A 24952-nucleotide genomic window follows, 5' to 3' on the forward strand; every position below is an offset into this window, starting at 1 on the left:
CGCAGGGCTCAGACCTGGGCGTCGGCTCCGGTCCGCGCGTCGGCGCCGTCCGTGTCCAGGCCCGCCAGGAGGCGCAGCCCGTCCTCGGCGGGGCTGCCGGGGGCCGCGGACAGCACCAACAGCTCCATGCCGGACTCGTCCGGCAGCGCGAAGTTCTCGTGGTGCAGTTCGAGCAGGCCGACGAGCGGATGCCGGTACGCCTTGCGCCCGTGGGCACGGGCGCGCACGTCCGCACGCGCCCAGAGGCGGCGGAAGCGTTCGCTGCCCATGGCGAGCTCGCCGACGAGGGAGGCGAGACGGGGATCGTCGGGGTGTTTGCCGGCGGCCAGGCGCAGATGCCCGACGACGTCGAGGGTGCACGTCTCCCAGTCCGCGTAGAGCCCGCGCTCGGCCTCCTCCAGGAAGAGGTGCCGGGCGGTGTTCAGGCCGGGGATCGGCCGGCCGTAGAGGAGCCGGGCGAGGCGGTTGCCGGCGAGGACGTCCAGGCGGTGGTTCATGATCAGCGCGGGTGCGTCGCCCACCAGGTCCAGGACGCGCAGCACCTCGGGCCGCAGGCGCCCCGTCGGCGCCTTCGCCGGGCGGCGGCGCTGCCCGGCGAGCCGGTGGAGGTGCCCGCGCTCGGTCTCGTCGAGGCCCAGGACGCGGGCGAGCGCGTCGAGCACCTGGGCCGACGGCTGGGTCGCGCGACCCTGCTCCAGGCGTACGTAGTAGTCGACGCTGACCCCCGACAGGTGCGCGACCTCCTCGCGGCGCAGCCCCTCGACCCGGCGGCGGCTGTCGGTCGGGATGCCGACGGCGGCGGGGTCGATACGGGAACGCCGGGTCCGCAGGAAGCCCGCAAGATCGTCCATGCCCCCCAGTATGGCCGCGGCGGCTCCCGCGAAGGTGGCCCTGCCATTACCAGGAAGCGCGGTCCGACGGAAGAAGCGTCCCTGAACACCTGCCGCCGCGACGCCCAGGATCGAAGACATCCACATCGAAGCCATCCGCATCGAAGTCACCCGATCCGAAGGAGTCCCCCATGAAGACGCTGATCGTCCACGCCCACCCGGAGCCCAAGTCGCTCAACAGCTCACTGAAGGACCTCGCCGTGTCCACCCTGGAGTCCGCGGGGCACGAGGTACGGGTGAGCGATCTGTACGCGATGAACTGGAAGGCCGTCGTGGACGCCGCCGACTACGGCCCCGCCGCCTCCAGCCCGCTGAAGGTCGCCCTCGACTCCGGCCGGGCCTTCGACGCCGGGACGCTCACCCCGGACGTCGCGGCCGAGCAGGAGAAGTTGCTGTGGGCCGACACGATCATCTTCCAGTTCCCGCTCTGGTGGTACACGATGCCGGCGATCCTGAAGGGCTGGGTGGACCGGGTGTTCACCTACCACTTCGCGTACGGCGTCGGCGAGCACAGCGACACCAAGTACGGCGAGCGCTTCGGCGAAGGCACCCTCGCCGGCAGGAAGGCCCTCCTTTCGGTGACCGTCGGCGGCCCGCAGTCTCACTACGCCGCACGCGGGATCAACGGCCCCATCGACGACCTGCTGTTCCCGATCCACCACGGCATCCTCTACTACCCCGGCATCGAGCCGCTGCCGCCGTTCGTCCAGTACGGCAGCGACCGGATGACCGACGACGACTACCAGGGCGTCGCGAAGGCCTGGCGGCAGCGCCTGCTCACGCTGGAGTCGGCGGAGCCGATCCCCTTCCGCCGGCAGAACTTCGGCGACTACGAGATCCCCTCGCTGCACCTGAAGGAGGGCCTGGAGCCGGACGGCCGCACGGGATTCGCCCTGCACGTCCGCGACTGACACCGGCGCGGTCCGCTGCCCCGGGGATGACGCTCGACACCCTGCATCACTACGACGAGATCGGCCTCGTACAGCCGTCCGCGCGCACCACGGCCGGATGTCGGGCCTACGCGGCGGGCGACGTGGAACGCCTGCGGGAGGTGCTCGCCTATCGGCGGTTGGGCTTCGGACTGTGCGAGATCGCGGATCTCGTCGACGCCCCGACCACCGACGCGGCCGCGCACCTGCACCGGCTGCACGGCCTGCCGCTCGACCAGCGCGACCGCGCTGCCGCCATGGTGACGGCCATCGACAGGGAACCGGAGGCACGGGCAAGGGGGAGCCGTATGACGCCAGAGGAACAACTCAAGCTGTTCGGGCCGCAGTTGTACGAGGCCATCGGCGCCGCGTACCCGGCGACGCGGCGCACCGAGCCGCGGATCGCCGTGAGGGTCTGGGAGGCGCTCGGGGGGCGCGCGGACGGTACTGAACGTGAGTGCCGACACCGGCTCGTACGAGCCACCGGACCGCGATGTGACGGCGGTCGAGCCGTCGGCGGTGATGCGGGCCCAGCGTCCCGCGGGCACGGCGCCGTGCGTGGCGGCCGCCGCGGAGGGCCTGCCGTTCGAGGACCGGTCCTTCGACGCCGTGATGGCGTTCAGCACCGTTCACCACTGGCAGGACCCGATCGCCGGGCTGAGGGAGATGCGGCGGGTGGCCAAGCGCGTGGTGGTGTTCACGCACGACGCCGGCGATACCGGTTGGCGTCACCACTTCCGGCTCACCCGGGACTACCTCCCCGAGGTCGCCGGCCTGGTCGCCGGCCGGCCCTCGGTGGACCGGCCGGCCGGCGTGATCGGGGCCCGCCTGGAGCCGGTCCTCACCCCGTGGGACTGCGCCGACGGCTTCTTCGAGGCCCACTGGCGCCGTCCCGAGGCGTACCTGGACGACCATGTGCGCCGCGCGGTCTCGGTATGGACGAGAGTCGGAGCCGAGGCCGAGCAGCGCGCGGTGAACAAGCTGCGCGAGGACCTCTCCTCAAGCCGCTGGGTCGAACGAAACCCGGGACTCGCAGGCTTCGACGCGGCGGAGTCGGGCCTCCGTCTCCTGGTGGCCTGAGGAGCCCGACGGGACGTCGACAGCAGGGGCGACAGTATTTGAACCTGCGGTCTTCCGCTCCCCAAGTGGATGCGCTACCAAGCTGTGCTACATCCCGGCGATCTCCAGGGTTAAGGGGGACAGAACACCGGAGGTCAGCAGAGGCAGCAGGACTTGAACCTGCGCATGACGCGGTTTTGGGGACCGCCGCTCTACCAGTTGAGCTGTACTCCTACATCTTGCGTTTAGTCATCGTCGATGACGTCAAGCTTGTCCATCCACCATCCGAATTGGACCGCTGTTCGCTTGACGTGGCAGTTCGCACACCTGACGTCACACTTTTCGATCTCCAGTAACACGGTGTTCCAGGCGGTCGCCCTTCGAACCATGTCGCTGATTGTGCGCGCCTTCTGTGTCGGCTCCCTGTGATCGAATTGCAGGACACGGAAGTCCAATTCCCCGCAGTCCACGCACGGATGTTCAGCCAAGTAGGTCAGAAGTTCCTTGCGGGTGCTCGCTCGGATCTTATTGTTCCGGTCTTTCGCTCGATCCAAGTAAGGCTGTTTGTTCCTATTGTAGTGCTCTCTCCGATACGTCTTCATGCACTCTCGGCAGTACCCCTGAAGTCCATCCTTCCGGGCCCGATTGACGCTGAACTCGGAGGTGGGAAGGCTTCGTTCGCACCGAAGGCGGTCCTTTGTCCACATGGCTCCAATGTATCGCGGAATCTTTGGAGACCGATGCTCTGGCCAACTGAGCCACGTTCCTTCGGTGTGCACAGCCCGGCACGATGCCGGATGCGCGCGCCGCCCGTTTTCGCCGCGGTCCGGCACCAGGGTCACGTGCCAAGTTCGACGACGTCCCCTACGGTCGGTCCATGGTGATCGCATGGGGCGAGCCGCGCAGGCTCGGTGTTCCGGACTCCGAGGCGCGGTTGCGCTTCGCGGCGGAGCGGCAGGAGGCGGGCGGCGGGCCGGGGCGCGGTTGCTCGTCGTCGACGGCGAACCGGCCTTCGAGCTCAGCGGCTGGTGCGGCACGTGCGCGTTCCTGTTCTCTCGGCTGGAGACCGTCACGCAGACGCTGTCGCCGGCAGGCGTGCAGGAGCAACTCGCCGGCACCCTGGACGATCCGGACGCGGGCGGCGTGATCGACGTGTTCAGTGCGTTGCTGCCGGCGGGGGAGTACCTCCCTGTGCTGCTCCGCATCGAGCCGCGACTGGTCGTTCCCGGCAAGGAAGGCGACTACTTCGGCGGCGAGCAGGTGGCCACGTGGGGACTCGACGACTTCTGGGGCTTCCCGCAGTACCCGCACACGCCGTACTACCGAACCTTCGAGACGGCGGTGGACGCATCGGCGCACCTCTACGAGTTCGTCGTGCCCATGGTTCCCCCGACGTGGAACGACAGGCGGCGCGTCGACGAGTACGCCGAACTCATGGGCCGGGGAACCGTCCCGACGGCGGTGGCGGTCTCGACGCCGGACGTGTGCGAACCCGCTTCCGCCCGGTCGACCGACCACTACCGCCACTGGGGCCTGACGCACTTCCTCCTCGACGGCCACCACAAACTGGAGGCCGCGGCCACCACGGGCCGCCCGGTGCGGCTGCTCTCGCTCCTGGCCCTGGGCGAGGGTCTGGCCGGGGCCGAGGAGCATGCCCGACTGCCGACCCTGCGCACGCGACCCCGCTCGGCCCGGGCGGACGGCACGTGAATCCGAGTCACGGCACCAGGTGGTTCTCCAGGTCGGTGAGCGTGGTGCGGAGCCAGGTGAGTTCCGTGCGGGTGGTGGCGCGGGCGATGGTCAGGATGCCCCGGCGGAACGGGTCGTCCAGTTCCTCGGCGCGCAGGGGGTGTTCGCCGGCGTAGAAGAAGCTGGCGGGTTCTTCGAGGAAGGTGAGGCGGCGGCGCAGGACGGTGGCCTGGGCGGTGGGGTCGTCCAGGTGCCGCAGGAAGGCCAGGAGGGTGAACCAGCGGTTCTCGTCGGTCACGTCGGGGCCTTCGGCGTCGGCGAGGCGGTGCCGGAGTTCGTCCCGGCCGGCGGGGGTCAGGGTGAGGACCTGGCGGGGCGCGGCGGCGGGGCCGGGCCGGGTCTCGCGGACCAGCAGGCCGGCCTTCTCCAGGCGCTTGATCGCCGGGTACAGCGTGGACTCGCCGACCGGGCGTACGTGGCCGGTGAGGGCGGTGATGCGTTTGCGCAGCTCGTAGCCGTGCAGCGGGGTCTCGTAGAGGAAACCGAGGATCGACAGTTCCAGCATGCCCGCATTCTCTCCCACGATGACGCTGCCGCAGTACTACGGTGACATAGTACTGTGATGCCGATGTATTCGAGAGGGGAGTGGACTGTGCGCGAGGCACGATTCGACGAGCGGGGCAGTGTCATCCGATGGACCGAGGCGGCCGGCGAAGGGCTCGCCGTGGTGTTCGTGCACGGCCTGGGCTCCGCGTCGACCGTCTACCACGCGCACATCGCGGCCCGGACCGAACTCGCCGGCCGGCAGGTCCTCTTCGTCGACCTGCCGGGACACGGCATCAGCGACCGGCCCGACGACTTCGCCTACCGCATCGAGGACCACGCGGACGCCCTCGCCGCCGCGCTCGACGCGGCCGGGGTGCGCGGCGGGGTGATCGCCGGGCACAGCATGGGTGGTGCGGTCGCCATCGTGCTCGCCCACCGCAGGCCCGACCTGGTGGGGCGGCTCGTCGTCACCGAGGGCAACCTCGACCCGTTGCCGGCGCCCACGGCAAGCAGCAGCGGGATCGCGTCGTACACGGAGGAGGAGTTCGTACGGGGCGGGGGCTTCGCCCGTGTCCTGGAACGGGTCGGCCCCACCTGGGCGGCCACCATGCGCCTCGCCGACCCGCTCGCGCTGCACCGGTCCGCCGTGCACCTGGTACAGGGCACCGATCCCGTGATGCGGGAGATGCTGATCCGTTCTTCCGTTCCGCGGGTGTACCTGCAGGGCGGACTGAGCGGCAAACTGCCGGGCGCGGAAGGGCTCCGGGAGGCCGGCGTGGACGTCGTGAACGTCCCCGGCGCCGGCCACAACGTCATGTTCGACGACCCCGACGCCTTCGCCGCCGCGGTGGCCGGCTAGCGGCTGCCCGCACCACCCGTCGGAGCACTGTCCCGGCGACCTCGCGGAGCCCTAGAGGGCGGGCTCCTGGACGGGATCCCGGGTTTCCGAAGCCGGGGCGGCGGCGCGCAGGGCCGCCTCGACCCGGCGGTTGCTGGTCATGGTCGCGGTGACGGCCGTCATGGTGAGGAGGAGGCCGGCGGCGGTGTAGAGCGGGGTGCGTACGTCGTAGGCGGTGGCCAGCCAGCCGCCGAGGAAGGCGCCGAACGGGGCGGCGCACATGGCGAGCATGCGGGAGGTGGAGGCCACCCGGCCCATCAGGTGGGCGGGGACGATCGTCTGTCGGAGGGAGGGGGCGAGCACCATCGTGGCGCCCATGGCCGCGCCGCAGACGGCGAGCGCCAGGCCGGCCGCGTACGGGTTCGGGGCGGCGGCGAGGCCCAGGATGGCGAGTCCTTCGACCGCGGCCGTGAAGGTCAGCGCGGCGCCGGTGCCGAGGCGCCGGCCGAGGAAGGAGGCGATGGCCGCGCCGAGCAGACCGCCGGTGGCCTCCGCAGTGAGGAGCAGGCCGAAGCCGAAGGCGCCGATGCCGAGACGGTCGTGCGCGAAGAGGGCGAGTACGGTCTCGACGGCGAGGAAGGCGATGTTCCCGACGGCCGGGCGCAGTGCGAGCCCGAGCAGCACCCGGTCGCGGAACACGTACGAGGCGCCGGCCCGCGCCTGCCGCAGCAGCGACTCACGGGCCTGCGGTACGGGCCGGGGAGCGGCGGGCAGCGATCGTACGAGCAGTGCCGAGACCGCGAACGAGACCGCGTCGGCGACCAGTGGAACCGCTCGCCCGAGCGTGAGCAGGGCGCTGCCCGCGGGCGGCCCGGCGAAGCCGGACATGGCGGTCTGGGCGCCGCGCAGGCGGGAGTTGGCGCGCTCCAGGAGCGCGGGGTCGCGGCCGAGCAGGTCCGGCAGGTAGGCCGTGGCGGCCGTGTCGAAGAAGAGCCCGCCGACGCCGAGGAAGAAGGCGACGGCCGCGAGCAGCGGAATGCTCAGCACGTCGAGCGCGGCCGCTGCCGCCGGTATCGCGAGCAGCGCCGCACGCGCCGCGTCCGCGACCCACATCGTGCGCCGGCGGTCCCAGCGGTCCACCAGTGCACCGCCGAGCACCCCGAAGAGCAGCCACGGCAGCGTTCCGGCGGCCGTGACGACGGCGAGCGCCAACGGATCCCGCGTCAGCGTCAACGCGAGCAGCGGCAGCGCGGCGTGCGTCACCCCGTCACCGAGCGAGGACACCGTCTGTGCGGTCCACAGCCGTCCGAACCCGGTCGGCAACTTCCTGAGGTCTGCGGTCACTTGGCCTCCCCTTCGGTCTGCTTGACGGCTGCCGGGTGGAACAGGGCGAAGACGAGCGAGGCGTCCGGCAGCGACGGATCGGACAGTGCCCGGTACTCGTTCGCCAGTGCCTCGAGCCGTGCCCCCAGCTCGGCGAACTGCTCTTCGGTGAGCCGGAGATGTGCCATCCCCACGTGCCGCTCGCCGTCCGCCGGCGATGCCTCCAGGTCCGCCACCGCGTGCCGCATCAGCACGTCCGGGCCTCCCTCGCCCGGATCCGGCAGCACGATCGACCGCGCGGCCATCGCGTAGTACCGCTCGGTGACGCCCCGGACCTTCCGGGTCCGCACCACCTTCACCAGGCCGGCCCGTTCGAGCAGTCGTACGTGGTAGCTGGAGCTCCCCTTCGCGAGGCCCACTCGTTCGGCGATCTGCGTGATCGTCGAGGGCTCGAAGCGGAGCACGGCCATGATCCGGTGACGCGTGAGGTTGGAGACGGCGCGTAGCTGTTCGTCAGTGGTGACGTGGAACGCCTCGGGAAGATCGTCGGTTGTCATGTCCTCAATGGTCAACACTTCTTGACCATTTGGCAAGGGGTTTGGTTCGGTCAACTCCCGGTTCAGGGGCTGACGTACTCGTACACGCCTCTGTGCGGGTGTCGACGGGGGAGTGCGGCAGCTGGGCCGAGGGGGCGAGCGGGGTGTTGGTGGCAACGGCGCGCCACTGCCAACACCCTTTCCTCAGCACTTACTTCACCCCTTGACGCAAGCTGGTCCAGACCTCTAGTTTCACGGTCGCACGACGACCCCGTTGTCCCCCGCCATCGGCCGACCCGTTCGGCAAGGAGTTCTGCGTGCCCATCAGCCTGCGATCCCTCCGCACCTGCCGCCGTCAGCGCGCCCGTTCGCTTCCGGTCCTCGTCGTCCTCTCCGTGGTTCTCTCCGCCGTCCTCTCCGCCCTGTTCGCCGTCGCGCCCGCCCAGGCCGCCGAGGGCTCCATCACCGGCCTCGCCGGCAAGTGCGTCGACGTCGCCGGCGCCTCCAGCGCCAACGGCACCGCCGTACAGCTCTACGCCTGCAACGGCACCAACGCCCAGCGGTGGTCCAACCCCGGTGACGGCACCCTGCGCGCGCTCGGCAAGTGCCTGGACGTCGTCGACCGCAGCACCGCGAGCGGAGCCTCGGTCCAGCTGTGGGACTGCTCCGGCGGCGCCAACCAGCAGTGGGTGGTCACCGCCGCGCACGACATCGTCAACCCGGCCGCCGACAAGTGCCTGGACGTCCGCGGCAACAACAGCGCCGACGGCACCCGGCTGCAGATCTGGACCTGCACGGGCGCGGCGAACCAGAAGTGGAACGCCCCCGCGAGCGGTGGCGGCACGCCGTCCGGTTTCGTCGTCACCGAGGCGCAGTTCAACCAGATGTTCCCGAACCGGAACTCCTTCTACACGTATGGCGGCCTCGTCGCCGCCCTCGGCGCCTACCCCGGCTTCGCCAACACCGGCAGCGACACGGTGAAGAAGCAGGAGGCCGCGGCGTTCCTCGCCAACGTGAACCACGAGACCGGCGGGCTCGTCCACATCGTCGAGCAGAACACCGCCAACTACCCGCACTACTGCGACTGGGGCCAGCCGTACGGCTGCCCGGCCGGCCAGGCCGCCTACTACGGCCGCGGCCCCATCCAGCTCAGCTGGAACTTCAACTACAAGGCGGCGGGCGACGCCCTCGGCATCGACCTCCTGAACGACCCCTACCGCGTCGAGCGCGACGCGGCCGTCGCCTGGAAGACCGGCCTCTGGTACTGGAACACCCAGTCCGGTCCCGGCACGATGACCCCGCACAACGCCATGGTCAACGGCGCCGGCTTCGGCCAGACGATCCGCAGCATCAACGGCTCCCTGGAGTGCGACGGCCGCAACCCCGCGCAGGTGCAGAGCCGCGTGGACGCGTACAACCGGTTCACCGGGATCCTGGGGGTGGCGCCGGGCGGCAACCTCTACTGCTGAGCCGTCCGGCGAGGCAGCAGGCGGCCGGTGGTCGGTGGCCGTAGTCTCGGACCTGTTCCGGAGGAGGACTTCTCATGCGCAAGGTGACCTACTCGATGGGCGTCTCACTCGACGGCTACATCGTCGGGCCGGACGGCAGGTTCGACTGGACGGCGCCCTCCGAGGAGGTCTTCCGCTTCTGGATCGACGAGATCCGCGAGGTCGGCGTCCACCTCCTCGGCCGACGGCTGTACGAGACGATGCTGTACTGGGAGACCGCCGACCAGGACCAGTCGCCCGACGAGCTGGAGTGGGCCGCGCTCTGGAAGCCGCTCCCCAAGGTCGTGTTCTCCACCACGCTGTCGACGGTGCAGGGCCATGCCCGCCTGGCCTCCGGCAGCGTGGCGGAGGAGATCGAGCGGCTGCGGGCCGAACCGGGGGAGGGCGACATCGCGATCGGCGGCGCGACCCTCGCCGCCGAGGCTGCCGCACTGGGCCTGATCGACGAGTACCGGACCGTGGTCCACCCGGTGCTCGTCGGCGGCGGCATCCCGTACTTCCCCCGGAACGAGCGCCGAGTGGACCTCGAACTCGTCGAGACCCGCACCTTCGGCTCAGGAGTCGTCTACCTCCGCCACCGCGTGGCCGGCGCTGACGAGTCCTGACTCGTAGGCGCTGATCACCAGTTGAGCGCGGTCGCGCGCCCCCGGCTTGCTCAGCAGCCGACCGATGTACGTCTTGACGGTGCCGCCGCTGATCAGCAGGTACGCGGCGATGTCCGCGTTCGAGAGGCCGCGCGCGACCAGCACCAGGACCTCGCGCTCGCGCTCCGTGAGCCCGTCGAGGACGGGACCCCGCGTGTGGTGGGCGGGGGGCATACGAGCGAACTCGGCGATCAGGCGCCGGGTCACCGACGGCGCGAGGAGCGACTCTCCGGCGGCGACCGTACGGATGCCCTCGAGGAGCGCCTCGGGGGAGGTGTCCTTGAGCAGGAAGCCCGCCGCCCCGGCGCGCAGCGCGCCGTACACGTACTCGTCGAGGTCGAACGTCGTCAGGATGAGGACGCGCGTCCCGGCCGTCTCGGGAGATCCGGCGATGTGCCGTGTCGCGGCGATGCCGTCCATGCCGGGCATCCTGATGTCCATCAGCACCACGTCCGGGCGCAACCGCCGCGTGCTGTCGACGGCTTCGGTGCCGGTGCCGGCCTCGCCGACCGCGGTCAGCCCCGGGGCGGTGTCGATGAGCACCCGGAAGCTTCCCCGGAGCAGGGACTGGTCGTCGGCGACGAGCACCCGGATCGGTTCGGTCACGCTGTCCTCTCCTGTCGGCGAGCGGCCGGGCCGGCCGTCGCGGGCCCGACGGGAAGACGAGCCGACACGGCGAAACCACCACCGTGCCGTGGATTGGCCTCCAGCGTCCCGCCGTACATCATCACGCGTTCCCGCATCCCCACGAGGCCGTGGCCGCCCTGGAGGCCGGAGCGGTCGGACACGGCCGCGTCCCCGCCCCCGTCGTCCACCACCTCGATGTGCACGCCGCCACGCGAGTCCCCTGTGACCGTCACCCGGCAGTGCGCCCCGTCGCCGGCGTGCTTGATCACATTCGTCAGCGACTCCTGCACGATCCGGTAGACCGTCAGTGCGGTGCCGGCGGGGAGGGAGTCGGCCAACCGGGTGCGGAGCGCCGTACGGACGCCCGCCTGCTCCGCGCGCCGGGGCCGCGCCCGTCCGGCCCTGCGGTGTCGCCGCGCAGTACGCCCAGGGCGCGCCGCATCTCGGTGAGCGCCTCCCGGCCCGTCCGCTCGATCGCCTGCAGGGCGTCGCACGTCTCCTCCGGGCGTTCCGCCGCCACGTGGTCGGCGACCGCCGCCTTGACGACGATCACGCTGAGGCTGTGCGAGACGATGTCGTGCAGTTCTCTGGTGATGCGCAGGCGTTCCTCGGCGAGCGCGTCCTCGGCCAGGCGCCGCTGCGCCCTGACGGCTCGCTCCCGCCGTTCGCGTACGACTCGGCCCGCGGCCCAGGGGGAGCCGACGACCAGCCAGACGAGCGCCGCGGTCCCGGCGGCCTCCGACCAGGGGCCGGACGGGGTCACGACCGCCTCACCGGTGAGGACGGCGGCCGCCGGGACGGCCAGGGTCACGGCCAGCGCCGTCCGGGCCCGGCGCACCGGCTCGACGAGCGCCACCGCGTAGACGGCCAGGGCCACGGCCACGTACGGATCGCGCGTGATGTCGAGGAGCGTCGCCGCCGCCGAAGCGCCGAGAACCACGGCGAGGACGGGCAGGGGCCACAGCCGACGGACGGCCGGCGGCGCCCCCACCCCCACCCCCACGGCCACCAGCCAGCCCACCCACGGCGGGCCGGAGAACCGGGGCAGGGCGTCGGACGCGTCCTGGCCGGCCAGCGCCGCGTAGGCCACGACCACGGCGACCGCCGTGCAGGCATCGAGGACCAGCAGATGCGCACCTGCACGCAGGCGCCACCGCGCCATGTGCATCGCACGACGATACCCAGCGCGGCGATGCCCGGCGCCGCTCATCCGACCCGCCCGAGAAGAACCATCGCGAGGCCCACGACCCCCACGAGAAGAACCCTTCCGCCGACCGTGGCGGCTCGTGGCGCCGGCCCCGTGCGCCAAGCGGCCACGCCCAGGGGAACGAGTGCGACGCACAGGCCCGCGGCGGCAGCGATCGACCAGGCGGTCGTGCCCTTCAGTACGCCCAGCGGCATCGCCGACGCCAGGGCCAGCGCCGTCGCACGCAGCGGGCCGAGCACCCGCGCACGGTAGGCGCCCACGGCAAGCAGCACCCAGCCGCCCATGACCGCGGCGTTCAGCGTGCTGAAGACGTGGAACGCGCCGTACGTCTCACTCGCCGTACGAGTCGCCGACGACGCCCCCTGGACGGTCACCAGCTGGAAGGCCAGGTGGTCGACGCCGGCGTGGAACGTCCGGGCGAACAGGCCGAGGACGGTGAGGACGCCGCCCCACACCGCCGGCTCCCGGTGACGCTCACCGACCCTGGCGGCGAGCAGCGCGACGCCCGGCCAGAGCAGCACCCAGCCGGCGGCGACGAGGCTGTACGAGGCCCTCATGAGGTCGGGACGCTGCTCGTACGCGCTCAACTGCGCCGGGAAGAAGAAGTCGAAGCGGAGACGCAGCAGTACGCCGGTGAGTACGAGCAGGGGCCCGACGACGAGGGAGGCGCCGCCCACCCGGCGTCCGGGAAAGACGGGGTGCGGAGGCGTGAGGGCCGGAGGCGTGAGGGTCGCGGTCGTGACGGTCATGGGGGAACGATGCCGCCGCCGTGCGCACCGAGTCGTCGGAGAACGGACCACACTTGGAGGTCGGACCCCGGTCGTACCCGAGTGATCGGTGTACGCCTCCGGTCCGATCCGCCAGGAGGCCGCCGGTCGCTCAGGTCGCCGTCGGCCCTGCCGCGGTCCCGCCGGTGCCGCTGAAGTGCGCCGTCGCCAGGACCGTGCCGTCCGCGGCCACCAGGCGCGCGCCGCTCAGGGTGTGGGGGTCCACGGGGGCCGGGGCGCCCCAGTAGCCGTAGCCGCCGCTGACCGGGAACGAGCCGAGTGCCACGGTGGATCCGTCGGCCCGCACGAGGAGGCACCGCACCGGGCCGGCGGGCGCCGGTCCGTCACCCAGGTCGACCGACATGTACACCCAGCCGTTCCCGCCCGTGGCGTCCCCCGGGTGCGCGAAGATCCGGCCCACCTCCCGGCCGCTCCCGTCCCCGGCCCGGTCCGGGGAGACCAGCGCCGCCTCCAGGACGCGCGGCGACGGGGCCACCACCTGGGGCGCGCTCTCCACCACGGTCCCGACCGCCCAGCCGCCGAACCCGAAGGCCACGGCCGTGGCCACGCCCGCCGCCGCGTTCCGGAAGCGGTGCCTGCGCACACGGCGCCGGGCCGCGGGAGGGGACGCGGGGGCTTCGGGCGCGAGTGCGGGGGCTTCGGGTGCGGGGGCCATCGCCCGTACCACCCGGCTCTCGAACCCCACCGGCGGCTCCGCCCCCAGCAGTCCGAGCAGCCCGTCCCCGACCGCCGTCAGGCGCTCCACGTACGCCCGGCAGTCCGGGCAGCGGTCCAGGTGGGCCACCGCCTCGGCCCGCTCGCGCGCGGGGAGGACCCCGAGCGCCAGCTCGGCGCCCTCCTCACGCAGCCGCTCGCAGTCCATGCCGTTCACCGCGTCTCCTCGCTCTCCAGGAGCGCCCGCACCTTGATCGTTCCGGTCCTGATCCGCGTCTTCGCCGTGCCCAGCGGCACACCCTCGAAGGCGGCGACCTCCCGCGCCGTCATCCCGTAGATCCCGGCCATGACCAGTGCCCGCGCCTGCTCCCGGGGCAGTGCCGCCACCGCCCGCCGGACCCGCTCGGCCGCGTCGTCGGCGAGCGCGTGCCGCTCCGGGGTCTCCGACACGATCCCGACCAGCGCCTCGAGGTCCTCCGGCGCCACCGGGGTCGCGCGGCGGGCCCGCACCGCGTCGATCGCCAGGTTGTGCGCGATGGCCGTGAGCCAGGTCCGTACGGATCCGCGCCGGCCGTCGTACACCTGGGCGTGCCGCCACGCCCGTTCGAAGGTCTGCTGGGCCACGTCCTCGGCGAGCCGCGGATCGCCGAGGACGGCGACGGCCACGCCGTAGACCGAACGCTGGAAACGGCGCACGAACGCCACCGCGATCTCCGGATCGCCCGTGGCGAGACCGGAGAGCAGTGCCTCGTCGGGAACCCGCTCCAGCGGAAGGCCCATGCGTCCCACACCCGTGGATACGTACGACGTCCCCGAAGGGATCGCCTCCGCCCATTGTCCGCCCGGATCGTCCGCCCGGAACCGCAATCCCGGCGCGGCCCGGCCCCGTACCCCCTGTGGGGGACCGAACCGGAGGACCGATCCGGAGGACAGAACGATGAGGGAACCACGTACGCGCGCGCTGCTCGTCCTGTCGGCCGCCGCGCTGGCCGGCCTCCTGGCCGCCTGCGGAGGCGGAAACGGCGGCGGTTCGAGCAGCGGCACCACGACACCGCCCCCCACCCAGAACAGCACGGTCCCCGCGGGCACGACCCGGGTGACCGCGGACCTGGCCGACTTCAAGATCACGCTGTCCCAGAAGACGTTCACTCCCGGCGCGTACGCCTTCGTCGCGACGAACACCGGGAAGCACGACCACGCCCTGGAGGTCGAGGGACCGGGCGGCGAGAACCGCTCCAGCACCGTCTCCCCGGGCGAGTCCACCACCCTCACGGTGAACCTGAAATCGGGGAAGTACGAGATCTACTGCCCGGTCGACGGGCACAAGGACCTGGGCATGAAGACCGAGATCACGGTGGCCGGCGCCCCCGTCAACCAGCCGAGCACCCCCACGTCTCCGACCACTCCCACCTCTCCGGGCAATGGTTACTGACCGGACCCGCCGCACCGCCGTACTCCTGCTGCGGCTGGTCGCCGCGGGCCTCACAGCGACGATGGGTGCCATCCACCTCAGCCTGTGGGCCGACGGCTACCGCGACCTGGCCACCATCGGCCCCCTGTTCCTGCTGAACGGCATCGTCGGGTGCCTCCTCGCCGTGGCGCTGCTCGTCACCCCGTACCGCTGGGTCGCACTGGTCGCCACAGCCACCGCGCTGTTCACGGCGGGCACCCTCGGGGCGCTCTTCCTCAGCCTCACCACAGGCCTGTTCGGCTTCGAGGAGTCGACGGACGCGGAGCTGGTCCGCCCCACCCTCGCCGTCGAGACGGCGGGCATCGTCGTCCTGACCACCCTGGCGGTGGCGGGCCTGAGCCACCGGCACCGCCCAGTGGCGACCGGCACGGGGAGGTGACGGCGGGAGTGCCGGCCATCCGGACGCCGGACAGCCGGGCGACTGTCGGTCACGGGCCTCCGGTCCGGCCGACGGCTGCGGCGCCCACCCACACCCTGACCTCGCCTTATCGTTACCTTGAGCTATTGCAGAGAGTGACCGCTTCGGGAATGATCTCCCGCCGTGACCGTCTTCCTCTGCCTCCTGCTCGGCGTGCTCCTCGTCGTGCTGTACCGCCTCTTCATCACTCCGCGCCGTGCCGGGAGCTGGGGCGGGGACGCCTTCGAGGCCTCCGCCTACGGCCTTCCGCCCCGTGCGGCACTCGACCCGCGGCGCCCCGGACCGCCCCCGCCGGCCCACCGTACGGAGGAGCGGCAGGCGGTCGCCGACGCCGCCTGGGGCGGGGACTGGAAGGCCGCGGAGCGGTACGTGCGGACAGCGGGCGATGACTGGGACGAGCGGTGGGCCCGGCTGGAGGTGCTCCAGCAGATCGCCCGCGAGGACGACGCCTGGCTCGACGCCTGGCGCGCCGCCGCGCCCGGCGACTGCGACGCGGCCACCCTCCACGCGAGCATCATGGTCCACCGCGCCTGGGAGATCCGGGGCAGCGGCTACGCCCACGAGGTCATGACCTCGGACATGGACCGCTTCCGGGCCATGCTCCCGGCCGCGATCGAGGAGGCGCGGCAGGCCTCCCTGCTCGATCCGGCGAACCCGGGCCCCTGGGTCGTCATGATCACCGCGGCGCGCGGGGCCCAGTACCGCCGCGCGCAGTTCAAGCCGCTCTGGGAAGGGCTCGTCGCCCGCGCGCCGCACCACTACGAGGGGCACTGGCAGGCCATGCAGTACTGGTGCGCCAAGTGGTTCGGCAGCGACCGGCGCATGATGCGGTTCGCCCGGCAGGCGGTACGCAAGGCCCCGCCCGGCAGCCCGCTCGCCGGGATCTACCTCCACGCGCTGACCGAGGCCGGCGACCGGTCCGCCGCCGTCACGCCGATGTCGAGGAGCGTGCTGAAGCGGATCGCCGCCTCGTTCGAACTGGTCGCCCCCGACGACGAGCGCCTGCCGGCCCTGCGCCACCTCCTGGCCCACTCCATGGTCCGCTCGATGCTGTACGCACCCGCGCTGGAACAGTTCCGCCTGATCGGACCGTGGTGCGGCGCCCAGCCGTGGAGGAAGAACGGCAACCCGATCGCGGCCTTCGACGCGGCCCGCGCCACGGCGGCGAAACTGTCCCGAACCCGCCCCGCCCCGACGCCGCCGGTCCAGGGCATGGCCCGCTAGGGGGCGTGCGCTGGTTGAGGAATGGCCGGATCGGCAAGCCGGTCATGCGTGACACGCAGGTCGGCGAGACGGTGCCGCTCAACGGCCGAGGCCCGCGTCCGTACCGGTCCGGTGTCCCCGTCGAGGCGGACATCGGACCGGAAGGGGAGGACGTCAGCCGCGGTTGATCGTCTCGCAGGTGTTCGTGACCTGGTCGAGGGCGACGACGTCCGCCGTGACGGTGTCGTTGGTGCCGCCCTCGCACTCGACGCGGTCGTAGCCGCCGTTGCGGCTGATGATGACGTCGTTGCCCGCGAGGCCGCGGAAGGTGGCCCGGTCGGGTCTGGCGAGCCAGCCGTCGGGGTCCGTCAGGTGGTCGTCGGCGGTGCCCCCGACGAGGACGTCCTGGCCGGGGCCGCCGTTGAAGTCGACGGGGATGTCGAGGTCGGCACCGGCCGCGAGCCGGTCGTCACCGTCGCCGCCGTCGGCGTGGATGGCGGTGATGCCGGCGATCTCTCCGCAGGTCGCCGTGCGCGGGCTGGTCTGGGTGCAGCCGGGGCCCGCGGTGATCCCGGCCGGGTCGGACACCCGCAGGAGCGGGGCGGTGGCGACGTAGAAGGTGACCTGGTTGTTCACGCCCGGCCGCGCTTCGAACGTGACGACCCCACCGGAGCGGCTGACCGTCCCGGTGGTACATGCCGCGGCGGGGGTTGCGGAAAGCAAGGGCATGGCCAAAGCCGCGGCCAGTGCGGGCACGATGAGGCCACGTCGCCCACGGTCGGTGTACAAGCGCATTCCTGACTCCTGTCCAGATTGTCTGACATCGCCTGAAAAGCACTTTTTATGGACCCCCGGTGGATGTCAAACGCACGCAGTGCGATGCGGTGACTCCCGCGCCCGGCGTCGATGTCGCTGAGTGTTCGTCAGATGTCTGCCGGGGCGACCCCCTTGCTCGCACGCAAGTCCACCACGACACGCCCGGCATATGACTGCCGGATGTAAATCCCGTGAAGGTGCGATCGCGCCGCCATCGCACTGACAGGGGGACATGTGGGGGCCGTGGGAACGAGCGCGGGCACGGGCGGGACCGCTCTGCCGACACTGAACGTCGCGGCACTGCTGCTGGTCCTCGCCGGACCGATCGTCCGGCGGGTCGACCGGAACAGCGTCACCGTATGGCTGGCCCTCAAGGCCCCGCGCAAGGTGACGCTCGACGTGTACGAAGGGGCCACGGGCGCGCTGCCCGCGACCCCCACCCTGACGGGCACCCGGGTCACCGCGCGGATCGGCGAGAACCTGCACATCGTCGCGGTGACCGCCACCGTCCCCTCCGGAGGGACGCTCAAGTCCGGCACCATCTACCGGTATGCGTGCCGCTTCGGCGAGGACCTCTCGGCGCCGACGACGCCCGCGCCCGCCGCTGCCCCCGACCTCTTCGGCCCGACGATCGTCGCGGCGGACCGGGACGCCGCCCGCAAGGCCCTGCTCTACACCGGCACTTCGGGAGCGCCCGACATGCCGAGCTTCGTCACCCCACCGGACCGGCCCGCCGGACTCCGGCTCTTCCACGCCTCCTGCCGCAAGCCGCACGCCGAGGGCACGGACGCCCTGTCGATCCTCGACGAGGTCCTGGCGGCCGACGCCGGATCGGCGGTCCCAGCAGCTGATCCTGACAGGCGACCAGATCTACGCGGACGACGTCGCCGACGGCCTGCTGCACATGTGCACCGTGTACGGCAAGGCGCTGCTCGGCCGCGACGAGTCCTTCGCGACGATCGCTCCCGGCCCCCGGAAGTGGCGGCCCGGAAGGCGCCAGCAGATGATCCTCGACGAGTTCCACATGACGAGCACCGCCGCGCGCAGCCATCTGCTGCGCTTCTCCGAGTTCCTCGCCATGTACCTCTTCGTCTGGTCGCCGACCCTGTGGACGGTGGCGTCACCGGTCGGGTGCTTCGGCGAGCTGTTCCCGGAGGAGTCCGCCGCCCTCGGCAACCCCGACCACAAGGAGTTCTTCGGGCTGCGGAACAAGCCGGAGTACACCGAGGCGCACAAGACGCTCATGGCGTACGTGGCCGAGTGCGACCAGCTGGAGACCTTCCACGCCACCCTGGGCATGGTGCGCCGGGCGCTCGCCAACACCGCCACGTACATGATGTTCGACGACCACGAGATCACCGACGACTGGTTCATCTCCAAGAAGTGGGTGAACGAGGTCTGCGGCACCGCCCACGGGCGCCAGCTCCTCGGCAACGGCATGGCCGCGTACGCGGTCTGCCAGGGCTGGGGCAACACCCCCGAGCAGTTCGTCGACGGGCCGCGCGGGGAGGCGGGCCGCGAGCTGCTCACGGCGCTCGCCGCGCCCGACCACACCGCGGCCGGTCCCGCGGCGGTCATCGCCCGCCGCACCGGCGTCCCCTCCGGGGCCGACTCCGCCGGCCGGATCACCCGCCAGGACGGCGTGCTGACCTGGCACTACAGCATCACCTGGACCGGCCACCAGCTGGTGGCCGTGGACACCCGCACCCAGCGCGTCTTCCGCGGCGGCTCCGAGGACCCGCCGTCCCTCATCTACTCCGACGCGGCCTTCACCTCGATGGTGGAGTCGGCCGAGGACCAGGGTCTCGACAAGGTGACCGTGCTGCTCTCCCCGTGCCCGGTGCTCGGCGACCCGGCCATCGAGGAGGTCGCCCAGCCCGCCGTGCGCCGCATCCAGGGGTACGACGGCCAGCTCGAACAGGACTACGAGGCCTGGGGCCACGACCCGCGCGCCTTCGAGGAGTTCATCGCCAGGGTCCTCGGCCACGCCAAGCCCGGCGCCGACGGCGTCCGGCGCCGCCGCGTGATCTCCCTAGCAAGGCCCTCGACTCGGTGCTCTTCCCGCGCGACCCGCTCTCCCGCGCCCCCGAGATCGTCGCCACCCTCGGCGCCGTCTTCCCGCCCACACCCGGACGGCACGTCGTCGGCCCGATGGCCCGGATCGGCTGGGGCACCCCCACCCTCCTCACCCTCGACCTGGCCCTCCTCCTCGAACTGCCCACGCCCGTACGACTCGTGCTCCTCGGCCGGCTGCGGATGGCGCTGCCCACCGAGGAGGCCGCCGCCGTCGTCGTCAACATGGACGTCCTCGGCGTCATCGACTTCGAACGCGGCGAGGCCTCCGTCGACGCGACCCTCTACGACTCCCGGATCGCGGCCTTCACGCTGACCGGCGACATGGCGATGCGCGCCCGCTGGAAGGGCCGGCCGACGTCGCGCTCTCGGCGGGCGGCTTCCACCCACGCTTCCAGCGCCCCGAGGGCTTCCCCGAACTGCGCCGGCTCAACCTGTCGCTGCTCCAGAGCGACAACCCGCGGGTGCGCCTCGAAGCGTACTTCGCCCTCACCGCCAACACCGTGCAGTTCGGTGCGCGCCTGGAGCTGTACGCGGCGGCGCTCGGCTTCAGCGTGGAGGGACTCCTCACCTTCGACGCGCTGGTCCGCTTCGAGCCCTTCGGCTTCGAGGTCGACATCGCCGGGCACGTGACCCTCAAGCGGGGCAGCCGCACGCTCATGGGCGTCGCGGTGGAACTCGCCCTGTCCGGCCCCGAACCGTGGCACGTACGCGGCCGCGCCCGCTTCGAGATCCTCTTCCTCAGCGCCGAGATCAGCTTCGACCGCACCTTCGGAGAGCGGGCCGCGCCCGCCGCGCTGCCGCAGCCCGTCGACGTCGCGGCCAAGGTGGAGGAGGCCCTCGCCGACCCGAGGAACCGGACCGCGCAGCTCACCGGCGCGGGCCGCACCGTCGTCACGCTCCGGGAGCTCCCGGACGCCGACGGCCGGCTCGTCGTCCACCCGCTCGGCGGGCTCTCCTTCACCCAGCGCGTCGCACCGCTCGGCATCACCCTCACCCGGTACGGCACCTCGCCCGTGGCGGGCGACCCGCGGCTCGACCTGGAGCGGGAGCTCACGGTCGACGACGCCGACCCGGCGACCGCGCCGGTGACGGTGCCGCTCACACCGACGCGCGAGTACTTCGCGCCCGCCCAGTTCCTCGACCTCACGGACGACCAGAAGCTGTCCGCCCCCTCGTTCGAACTGCTCACGGCGGGCGCGAGCGCCGAGGGCGTGACGGGCCGGGCGCGGGAGCGGGCCGGAGTGTTCGCCTCCACCGTCGACTACGAAGAGGTCCTCCAGGACGGCCCCCACCGCGTCGAGGGCGACGCCGGAACCCCGGTCGCCTTCGGTACGGCGGGCCTGCGCACCGCCGCCGGACCCGCCGCCCGCGCGGCCACCCGCCGCACCGGACGGCAGCGCTTCACCGCCGCCCCCCGTGACCTCGGCGTCCGCGACACCCGCTGGACCGTGTCCGGCGCCGAACCCGAGACGACGGCGGGCCTGCGCCGGGCCGCCGCGCCGACCGGCACGACCTGGACGGAAGCCGCCGAACAGCGCCGCACCGGGACGACACCGGTCCTGCGCCTCACCCCCGTGGGGGGTACGCGGTGACCTCCCGCACTCCCACGCCGCGGGCCGGCCGAGCCTTCTCCCGTACCCCTCTGTGCCCGACCATCCCCATCACTCCCGGAGGGACCCGTTGAGCGGCCTGACCTTCCTGTCCTGGGTCCGTGAGGGCCTCGCCGCCGCCGGCGGAGCCGTCGACCCCCTCACCGGGCCCATGACCTCCCGTACGAACGTGACGCTGCGGCCCCGGCTGACCGGGCGCGACGCCGTCGCCGTGCCGGCGAGGCTGCTCGGGCCCGGGGACGTGACCGGGATCGACACCGGCCAGGTCCTGAGGGTGTTCCCGGCGGCCGACACGGCCGACGCGGAGCCGCACCTGTTCCCGGCGGTCGAGTTCGACCGGCCGGACCTGCCGTGGATGTTCACCCCGGCCGCCGCCACCGAGACCGGCCGGCTGCGGCCCTGGCTGGTGCTCGTCGTGGTCGAGGAGCGACACGCCGAACTGCTGCCGTCCGACGGCGGCCTGCCCCGACTGCGCTGCCCCCGCTCCGAGCTGCCCGTCCTCGCCGAGTCCTGGGCGTGGGCGCACGCCCAGGTGGCCACGGACGAGGGCGCGGGCGAGGCCGAGGTGGACCGGATCCTGGCCGAGGAGCCGGACCGCACCCTGTCCCGGCTGCTCTCCCCGCGCCGGCTGCGACCCCGCACCCGCTACGTCGCCGCCGTGGTGCCCGCCTTCGACGCGGGCCGGCTCGCCGGGCTCGGACTGCCCGTGCCCGACGGCGAACTGCGGCCGGCGTGGCCCGCCCCCGGCGAGCGGCCCGAGGTGACCGAATGGGCCCTGCCCGTCTACCACCACTGGCGGTTCGGCACCGGCCTCGACGGCGACTTCGAGTCCCTCGTCCGCGGCCTGACACCGCGCGCCCTGCCCGGCGACGTCGGCACCCGCCCGATGGACGTGGGCGCGGCGGGCGGCGGACTGCCCGAGCTGCCTGCCGGACACCCGGGGCGGCTCCTCGACCTGGAGGGCGCGCTGCGCTCGGCGGGCACCGAGCCGCGCCCGTAGCACCCGGAGACCGCCGCCTCGTTCCGTACGGCCTACAAGGCGGCGCTCGACCCCGGCCCGCTCAACACCGAACTGACCGCGCCCGTCTACGGCTCCGCGCAGGCCGGCGCCGACGGCCGGCTGCCGCCCCCGCAGGCGGGCCCCACGTGGCTGCGCGAACTGAACCTCGACCCCCGCCACCGCGCGGCCGCGGCCCTCGGCGCGGAGGTCGTGCGCCGCAACCAGGAGGACCTGGTGGCCGCGGCCTGGGACCAGGCGGCGGAGCTGCGGCGCGCCAACGAGGTCCTGCGGCAGGGCCAGTTGGCCCGTACGGTCGCCGACAGCCTGCACCGGCGCCTGCCCGGCGCCGCATCCGGCACCGCCGACGAACGCCTCGACGCGCGGATGCTCCAGATGACCTCCGCCGTCCGGGACGCCGTCGACTACGGCGACGGCACCGCGGCCGACGAGCTGGGCCGCAACGAGGAGGCCGGCGCACCGGCCTGTTCGTGCCGCCGGTCCTGGTCGGCGGCCTGGAATCCGACCTGGTGGAGGAGGTGCTCCTCGCCCGCGACGAGGGCGCCAACCAGGCCTGGGCGGTGGAGCGCCGCGTACCGACGCCGCAAGGCGGTTCCCTCGACCGCAGCCGCACGGCTCCGACACCACGCCCGGCCCCGGCGGCGACGGGCGGAACGGCCGCGTACCGGCTGATGAGCGACGTACCGGACCACTGGTTCCCGCTGCTCCCCCTGGAACCGCGCCCCGGCGCGTACGTCTTCCGTCTGGGCCACCTCGACGGCCCCGACGGCGAACCGCTGCGCCCGCCCGGGCCGGGGCGAGGCCCAGTCGGGCCTGCGCTTCGACCGGACGGAGGGATGACGGGCCGCCCGTAGGGGCCCGGGTCGGCGGGCGGCCGACCCGGGCGCGGGACGTCAGAACCCGATGGCCTCGCGCAGCAGCAGGACGGTGCCGCGTCCGGGCTGCGGCTCGGCGTTGAGAACGAGGAGACGGTTGACCGCGCTCGGCCGACCGTAGGCCGCCAGAGCGCGCTCGCTCTCCAGCACGAGGGCGTGCTCCTGGACGCGGCGCAGCGCGGTGTCCAGGTCGGGCACCACCTTCTGCGCCCCGACGACCCAGATCGCCCGCGCGGCGCCGCCGGCGGAGGCGGGGAGCTGGCTGCCGCTGCCGGAGGCGATGACGAGCGTCCCGGTCTCGGTGACGGCGTTGACGCTGGCGACGAAGACGTCGGGGGTGGCCGCAAGGCGTCGGATCTCGTCGGACTCGGTGGCGCGGTCCATCATCAGGACGCGCGGCCGGATGGCCTCGTAGCGGTCGCCCGCCTCGATGTCCTTCTCGATGCCGGAGAGCCGAAGCGTCTCGCTGGCCCCGGTGAAGACGCCCGAACCCTCCGGGATCAGGTCCTTGATGCGGGCGCGGGCGGCTTCGGCGTCGTCGAGGAGCTCGGCCGTGAAGCCGTTGGCGCGCAGCGCTGAGATCGTACGGTCAAGGCTTTCGGCGGACGCCGGTGCGGTGAAGTCGTCGCCCGCCCGCGTCTCCGGCATCTCGGCCGCACCGGAGCCGGACGGCGCGGCACCGGCCAGCGGGGTGGTGTCGACGTACCGGACCTCGTAGACCCGCTCGGAGAACCGCCAACCCTCCTCGGTACGCCGGTAGGTGTCGTGGTAGACGGCGAAGTTCATGCCCGACCGGCCGTCGAGCAGCCGCGCGACCTCCTGCACGTAGGTACGGCCGGTGGCGGTGTCGCCGTCGATCCGGATCGTGCCCGGGTGGCTGTTCTGCACGAAGAAGTCCCACTGCTCCTGCAGGCGCTCGCCCCCGGCCCTGATCTCCTCACGGCCGACGAACTCGACGGGGACGTCGGGCATGCGCAGAACGGCATCGGGAGTGAACAGCGCGGCAAGGCGGGAACGGTCGCGCATCATCGCGGCATCGGTGAACTCGCCGCGCAGCGCCTCGATCTCGACGCGGTCGGCGATCGACTGGAAGTCGTTCATGGTCGGAGTCCTGTCCTGTGAAGGGCGTTCTCGGTCTGTACGACTCCGACAACGCAGCCCCGCCGCATGTGAGGCGAGCGGCGGACCTCACATTCCGCCGCTCTGTTCTGTCGTCATGGAGAGGGAACGGAACGAGGAGCCGGAGAGCGAATGACCCCCGAGCCACGACGGAAACACGAGTGGGCGGACGAGCAGCAGGATGCGGGCCTGAGCGCGATCATGAGCGAGCGCCGGCAGCTGCTGAATCTCGCCTACCGGCTGCTGGGCTCGCTGGCCGACGCGGAGGACGCGGTCCAGGAGACGTACACCCGCTGGTACGCGATGTCGCGGGCGGAGCAGGAGGCCGTCGAGTCGCCGGGCGCCTGGCTGACGAAGGTGGCCGGACGCATCTGCCTGAACGTGCTGGGCTCGGCGCGCACGCGCAGGGAGACGTACGTCGGAGAGTGGATCCCGGAGCCGCTGCCCGGCAGGGACGGGTGGACCGCCGGGGCACCGGGCGGCGCGGGCGCGGACCCGGCCGACCGGATCACCCTCGACGAGTCGGTGACGATGGCGTTCCTGGTCGTGTTCGAGGCGATGACCCCGGCCGAACGTGTCGCCTTCGTCCTGCACGACGTCTTCCGCTACCCGTTCGCCGAGGTGGCCGAGATCGTCGGCCGCACCCCGGCGGCCTGCCGCCAACTGGCCTCCTCGGCCCGCCGCCGCGTCGCCGCCACGCGGGCCGAAGCGGGCCCGACGGCCACCCGACAGGCGGTCGTCGTGCGCCGGTTCAAGGAGGCCTGGGAGGCACTGGACATCGAAGCGCTGATCGGCGTCCTCGACCCGGCCGCGACCGCGGTCTCCGACGGCGGCGGCCGCGCCGTCGCCCACCTGCAGCCGCTGGAGGGCGCGGAACGCATCGCCCGCCTCTACCTGACCATCGCCCGCCTCGCCCCGCCCCGCACGGTCCTGGAGACCCCGGTCAACGGGCTCCCAGGCCTGGCGGTGGAGTCCGATGGCCGGATCGAGACGGTCTTCGCGTTCGAGGTCTCCACCGACGACCGCATCACCCGCATCTGGGCGGTACGCAACCCGGACAAGCTGCGCCCATGGCAACGGCAGTGACCACCGCATGTCCGGGCGGCGT

At 72.6% G+C, this 24952-nt stretch carries 24 protein-coding genes, 1 tRNA gene and 2 pseudogenes; 14 read left to right on the forward strand and 13 right to left on the reverse strand.

From position 1 onward, the window contains the following. Positions 1-8 precede the first annotated feature (8 nt). Positions 9-851: a helix-turn-helix transcriptional regulator gene (locus tag GGE06_RS36815; protein WP_116163505.1), complete on the reverse strand. Its 843-nt coding sequence runs from the start codon at positions 849-851 to the stop codon at positions 9-11. A 170-nt stretch (positions 852-1021) separates the two neighbouring features. Here GGE06_RS36815 and GGE06_RS36820 point away from each other — a divergent pair, with 170 nt between their 5' ends. Then, positions 1022-1801, forward strand: a complete 780-nt coding sequence (locus GGE06_RS36820) for an NAD(P)H-dependent oxidoreductase (protein WP_184932824.1) — start codon at positions 1022-1024, stop codon at positions 1799-1801. A 26-nt stretch (positions 1802-1827) separates the two neighbouring features. Continuing rightward, positions 1828-2899, forward strand: a pseudogene (locus GGE06_RS36825) (MerR family transcriptional regulator). A gap of 138 nt (positions 2900-3037) precedes the next feature. On the opposite strand, the gene GGE06_RS36830 reads toward GGE06_RS36825, so the two are convergent. Beyond that, a tRNA-Trp gene (locus GGE06_RS36830) sits at positions 3038-3112 on the reverse strand. Between the two features lie 750 nt (positions 3113-3862). On the opposite strand from GGE06_RS36830, the gene GGE06_RS36835 reads away from it, so the two are divergent. Then, on the forward strand, positions 3863-4588 hold the full coding sequence (locus GGE06_RS36835) for a hypothetical protein (RefSeq protein ID WP_246532959.1): 726 nt from the start codon (positions 3863-3865) through the stop codon (positions 4586-4588). A gap of 7 nt (positions 4589-4595) precedes the next feature. Here GGE06_RS36835 and GGE06_RS36840 read toward each other — a convergent pair whose 3' ends face one another. Next, positions 4596-5132: a PadR family transcriptional regulator gene (locus GGE06_RS36840; RefSeq protein ID WP_116163511.1), complete on the reverse strand. Its 537-nt coding sequence runs from the start codon at positions 5130-5132 to the stop codon at positions 4596-4598. Between the two features lie 87 nt (positions 5133-5219). Here GGE06_RS36840 and GGE06_RS36845 point away from each other — a divergent pair, with 87 nt between their 5' ends. Further along, complete coding sequence (locus GGE06_RS36845; RefSeq protein ID WP_184932825.1) at positions 5220-5972, forward strand: alpha/beta fold hydrolase; 753 nt, start codon at positions 5220-5222, stop codon at positions 5970-5972. 51 nt (positions 5973-6023) lie between these two features. On the opposite strand, the gene GGE06_RS36850 is transcribed toward GGE06_RS36845, so the two are convergent. Then, on the reverse strand, positions 6024-7295 hold the full coding sequence (locus tag GGE06_RS36850) for an MFS transporter (RefSeq protein WP_184932826.1): 1272 nt from the start codon (positions 7293-7295) through the stop codon (positions 6024-6026). Beyond that, positions 7292-7831 (reverse strand): ArsR/SmtB family transcription factor, encoded by a 540-nt coding sequence (locus GGE06_RS36855; RefSeq protein ID WP_184932827.1) that lies wholly within the window; start codon positions 7829-7831, stop codon positions 7292-7294. The genes GGE06_RS36850 and GGE06_RS36855 overlap by 4 nt, the downstream gene beginning before the upstream one ends. 374 nt (positions 7832-8205) lie before the next feature. Between GGE06_RS36855 and GGE06_RS36860 the strand changes: the two genes are divergently transcribed. Together GGE06_RS36860 and GGE06_RS36865 are read left to right on the forward strand one after the other, a co-directional pair. Beyond that, a complete protein-coding gene (locus tag GGE06_RS36860) occupies positions 8206-9279 on the forward strand; it encodes a glycoside hydrolase family 19 protein (RefSeq protein ID WP_220378608.1) in 1074 nt (357 codons plus the stop codon). Positions 9280-9353: 74 nt separating this feature from the next. Beyond that, positions 9354-9923, forward strand: coding sequence for a dihydrofolate reductase family protein (locus GGE06_RS36865; protein WP_116163519.1), 570 nt, complete (start codon positions 9354-9356; stop codon positions 9921-9923). On the opposite strand, the gene GGE06_RS36870 is transcribed toward GGE06_RS36865, so the two are convergent. From GGE06_RS36870 to GGE06_RS36895, 6 genes are all read right to left on the reverse strand, one after another. Further along, on the reverse strand, positions 9873-10568 hold the full coding sequence (locus GGE06_RS36870) for a response regulator (RefSeq protein WP_184932828.1): 696 nt from the start codon (positions 10566-10568) through the stop codon (positions 9873-9875). The genes GGE06_RS36865 and GGE06_RS36870 overlap by 51 nt on opposite strands. Next, positions 10565-10927: a sensor histidine kinase gene (locus tag GGE06_RS36875; protein ID WP_181924933.1), complete on the reverse strand. Its 363-nt coding sequence runs from the start codon at positions 10925-10927 to the stop codon at positions 10565-10567. The genes GGE06_RS36870 and GGE06_RS36875 overlap by 4 nt, the downstream gene beginning before the upstream one ends. Continuing rightward, positions 10894-11757: a sensor histidine kinase gene (locus GGE06_RS36880; protein WP_184932829.1), complete on the reverse strand. Its 864-nt coding sequence runs from the start codon at positions 11755-11757 to the stop codon at positions 10894-10896. Before GGE06_RS36880 ends, GGE06_RS36875 begins: the two co-directional genes overlap by 34 nt. A 38-nt stretch (positions 11758-11795) precedes the next feature. Further along, positions 11796-12545, reverse strand: coding sequence for a hypothetical protein (locus GGE06_RS36885; protein WP_184932830.1), 750 nt, complete (start codon positions 12543-12545; stop codon positions 11796-11798). Positions 12546-12675: 130 nt separating this feature from the next. Then, positions 12676-13446: an anti-sigma factor family protein gene (locus GGE06_RS36890; RefSeq protein WP_221518953.1), complete on the reverse strand. Its 771-nt coding sequence runs from the start codon at positions 13444-13446 to the stop codon at positions 12676-12678. A 5-nt stretch (positions 13447-13451) separates the two neighbouring features. Further along, a complete protein-coding gene (locus GGE06_RS36895; RefSeq protein ID WP_116163523.1) occupies positions 13452-14018 on the reverse strand; it encodes an RNA polymerase sigma factor in 567 nt (188 codons plus the stop codon). Between the two features lie 157 nt (positions 14019-14175). Between GGE06_RS36895 and GGE06_RS36900 the strand changes: the two genes are divergently transcribed. The 3 genes from GGE06_RS36900 to GGE06_RS36910 all read left to right on the forward strand — a co-directional run bounded on the left by GGE06_RS36900 (position 14176) and on the right by GGE06_RS36910 (position 16351). Further along, a complete protein-coding gene (locus tag GGE06_RS36900; RefSeq protein ID WP_116163525.1) occupies positions 14176-14670 on the forward strand; it encodes a plastocyanin/azurin family copper-binding protein in 495 nt (164 codons plus the stop codon). Next, positions 14660-15088: a hypothetical protein gene (locus tag GGE06_RS36905; protein WP_116163527.1), complete on the forward strand. Its 429-nt coding sequence runs from the start codon at positions 14660-14662 to the stop codon at positions 15086-15088. The genes GGE06_RS36900 and GGE06_RS36905 overlap by 11 nt, the downstream gene beginning before the upstream one ends. A gap of 162 nt (positions 15089-15250) precedes the next feature. Then, the gene (locus tag GGE06_RS36910; protein WP_184932832.1) at positions 15251-16351 is read left to right on the forward strand and encodes a hypothetical protein; all 1101 of its coding nucleotides are present in this window, start codon (positions 15251-15253) and stop codon (positions 16349-16351) included. A 153-nt stretch (positions 16352-16504) separates the two neighbouring features. Here GGE06_RS36910 and GGE06_RS36915 read toward each other — a convergent pair whose 3' ends face one another. Next, positions 16505-16966 carry a hypothetical protein gene (locus GGE06_RS36915; RefSeq protein WP_184932833.1) on the reverse strand — a complete coding sequence of 154 codons (462 nt, stop codon included), beginning with the start codon at positions 16964-16966 and terminating at the stop codon, positions 16505-16507. A gap of 879 nt (positions 16967-17845) precedes the next feature. Between GGE06_RS36915 and GGE06_RS36920 the strand changes: the two are divergent. The 4 genes and pseudogenes from GGE06_RS36920 to GGE06_RS36935 form a co-directional block, all read left to right on the forward strand. Then, positions 17846-19510: pseudogene (locus tag GGE06_RS36920) on the forward strand (DUF6603 domain-containing protein); the annotation flags it as partial. Positions 19511-19560: 50 nt separating this feature from the next. Further along, positions 19561-20814 (forward strand): DUF6603 domain-containing protein, encoded by a 1254-nt coding sequence (locus GGE06_RS36925; RefSeq protein WP_312883442.1) that lies wholly within the window; start codon positions 19561-19563, stop codon positions 20812-20814. An 88-nt stretch (positions 20815-20902) separates the two neighbouring features. Beyond that, complete coding sequence (locus GGE06_RS36930; RefSeq protein WP_184932836.1) at positions 20903-21832, forward strand: hypothetical protein; 930 nt, start codon at positions 20903-20905, stop codon at positions 21830-21832. Between the two features lie 210 nt (positions 21833-22042). After that, on the forward strand, positions 22043-22522 hold the full coding sequence (locus GGE06_RS36935; RefSeq protein ID WP_116163537.1) for a hypothetical protein: 480 nt from the start codon (positions 22043-22045) through the stop codon (positions 22520-22522). 221 nt (positions 22523-22743) lie between these two features. On the opposite strand, the gene GGE06_RS36940 is transcribed toward GGE06_RS36935, so the two are convergent. Further along, positions 22744-23826, reverse strand: a complete 1083-nt coding sequence (locus tag GGE06_RS36940; protein WP_184932837.1) for an LUD domain-containing protein — start codon at positions 23824-23826, stop codon at positions 22744-22746. 150 nt (positions 23827-23976) lie between these two features. On the opposite strand from GGE06_RS36940, the gene sigJ reads away from it, so the two are divergent. Beyond that, complete coding sequence (gene sigJ, locus GGE06_RS36945; RefSeq protein ID WP_116163539.1) at positions 23977-24930, forward strand: RNA polymerase sigma factor SigJ; 954 nt, start codon at positions 23977-23979, stop codon at positions 24928-24930. Positions 24931-24952: the final 22 nt, after the last annotated feature.

Source organism: Streptomyces nymphaeiformis (genome assembly GCF_014203895.1).
Lineage (GTDB): Bacteria > Actinomycetota > Actinomycetes > Streptomycetales > Streptomycetaceae > Streptomyces > Streptomyces nymphaeiformis.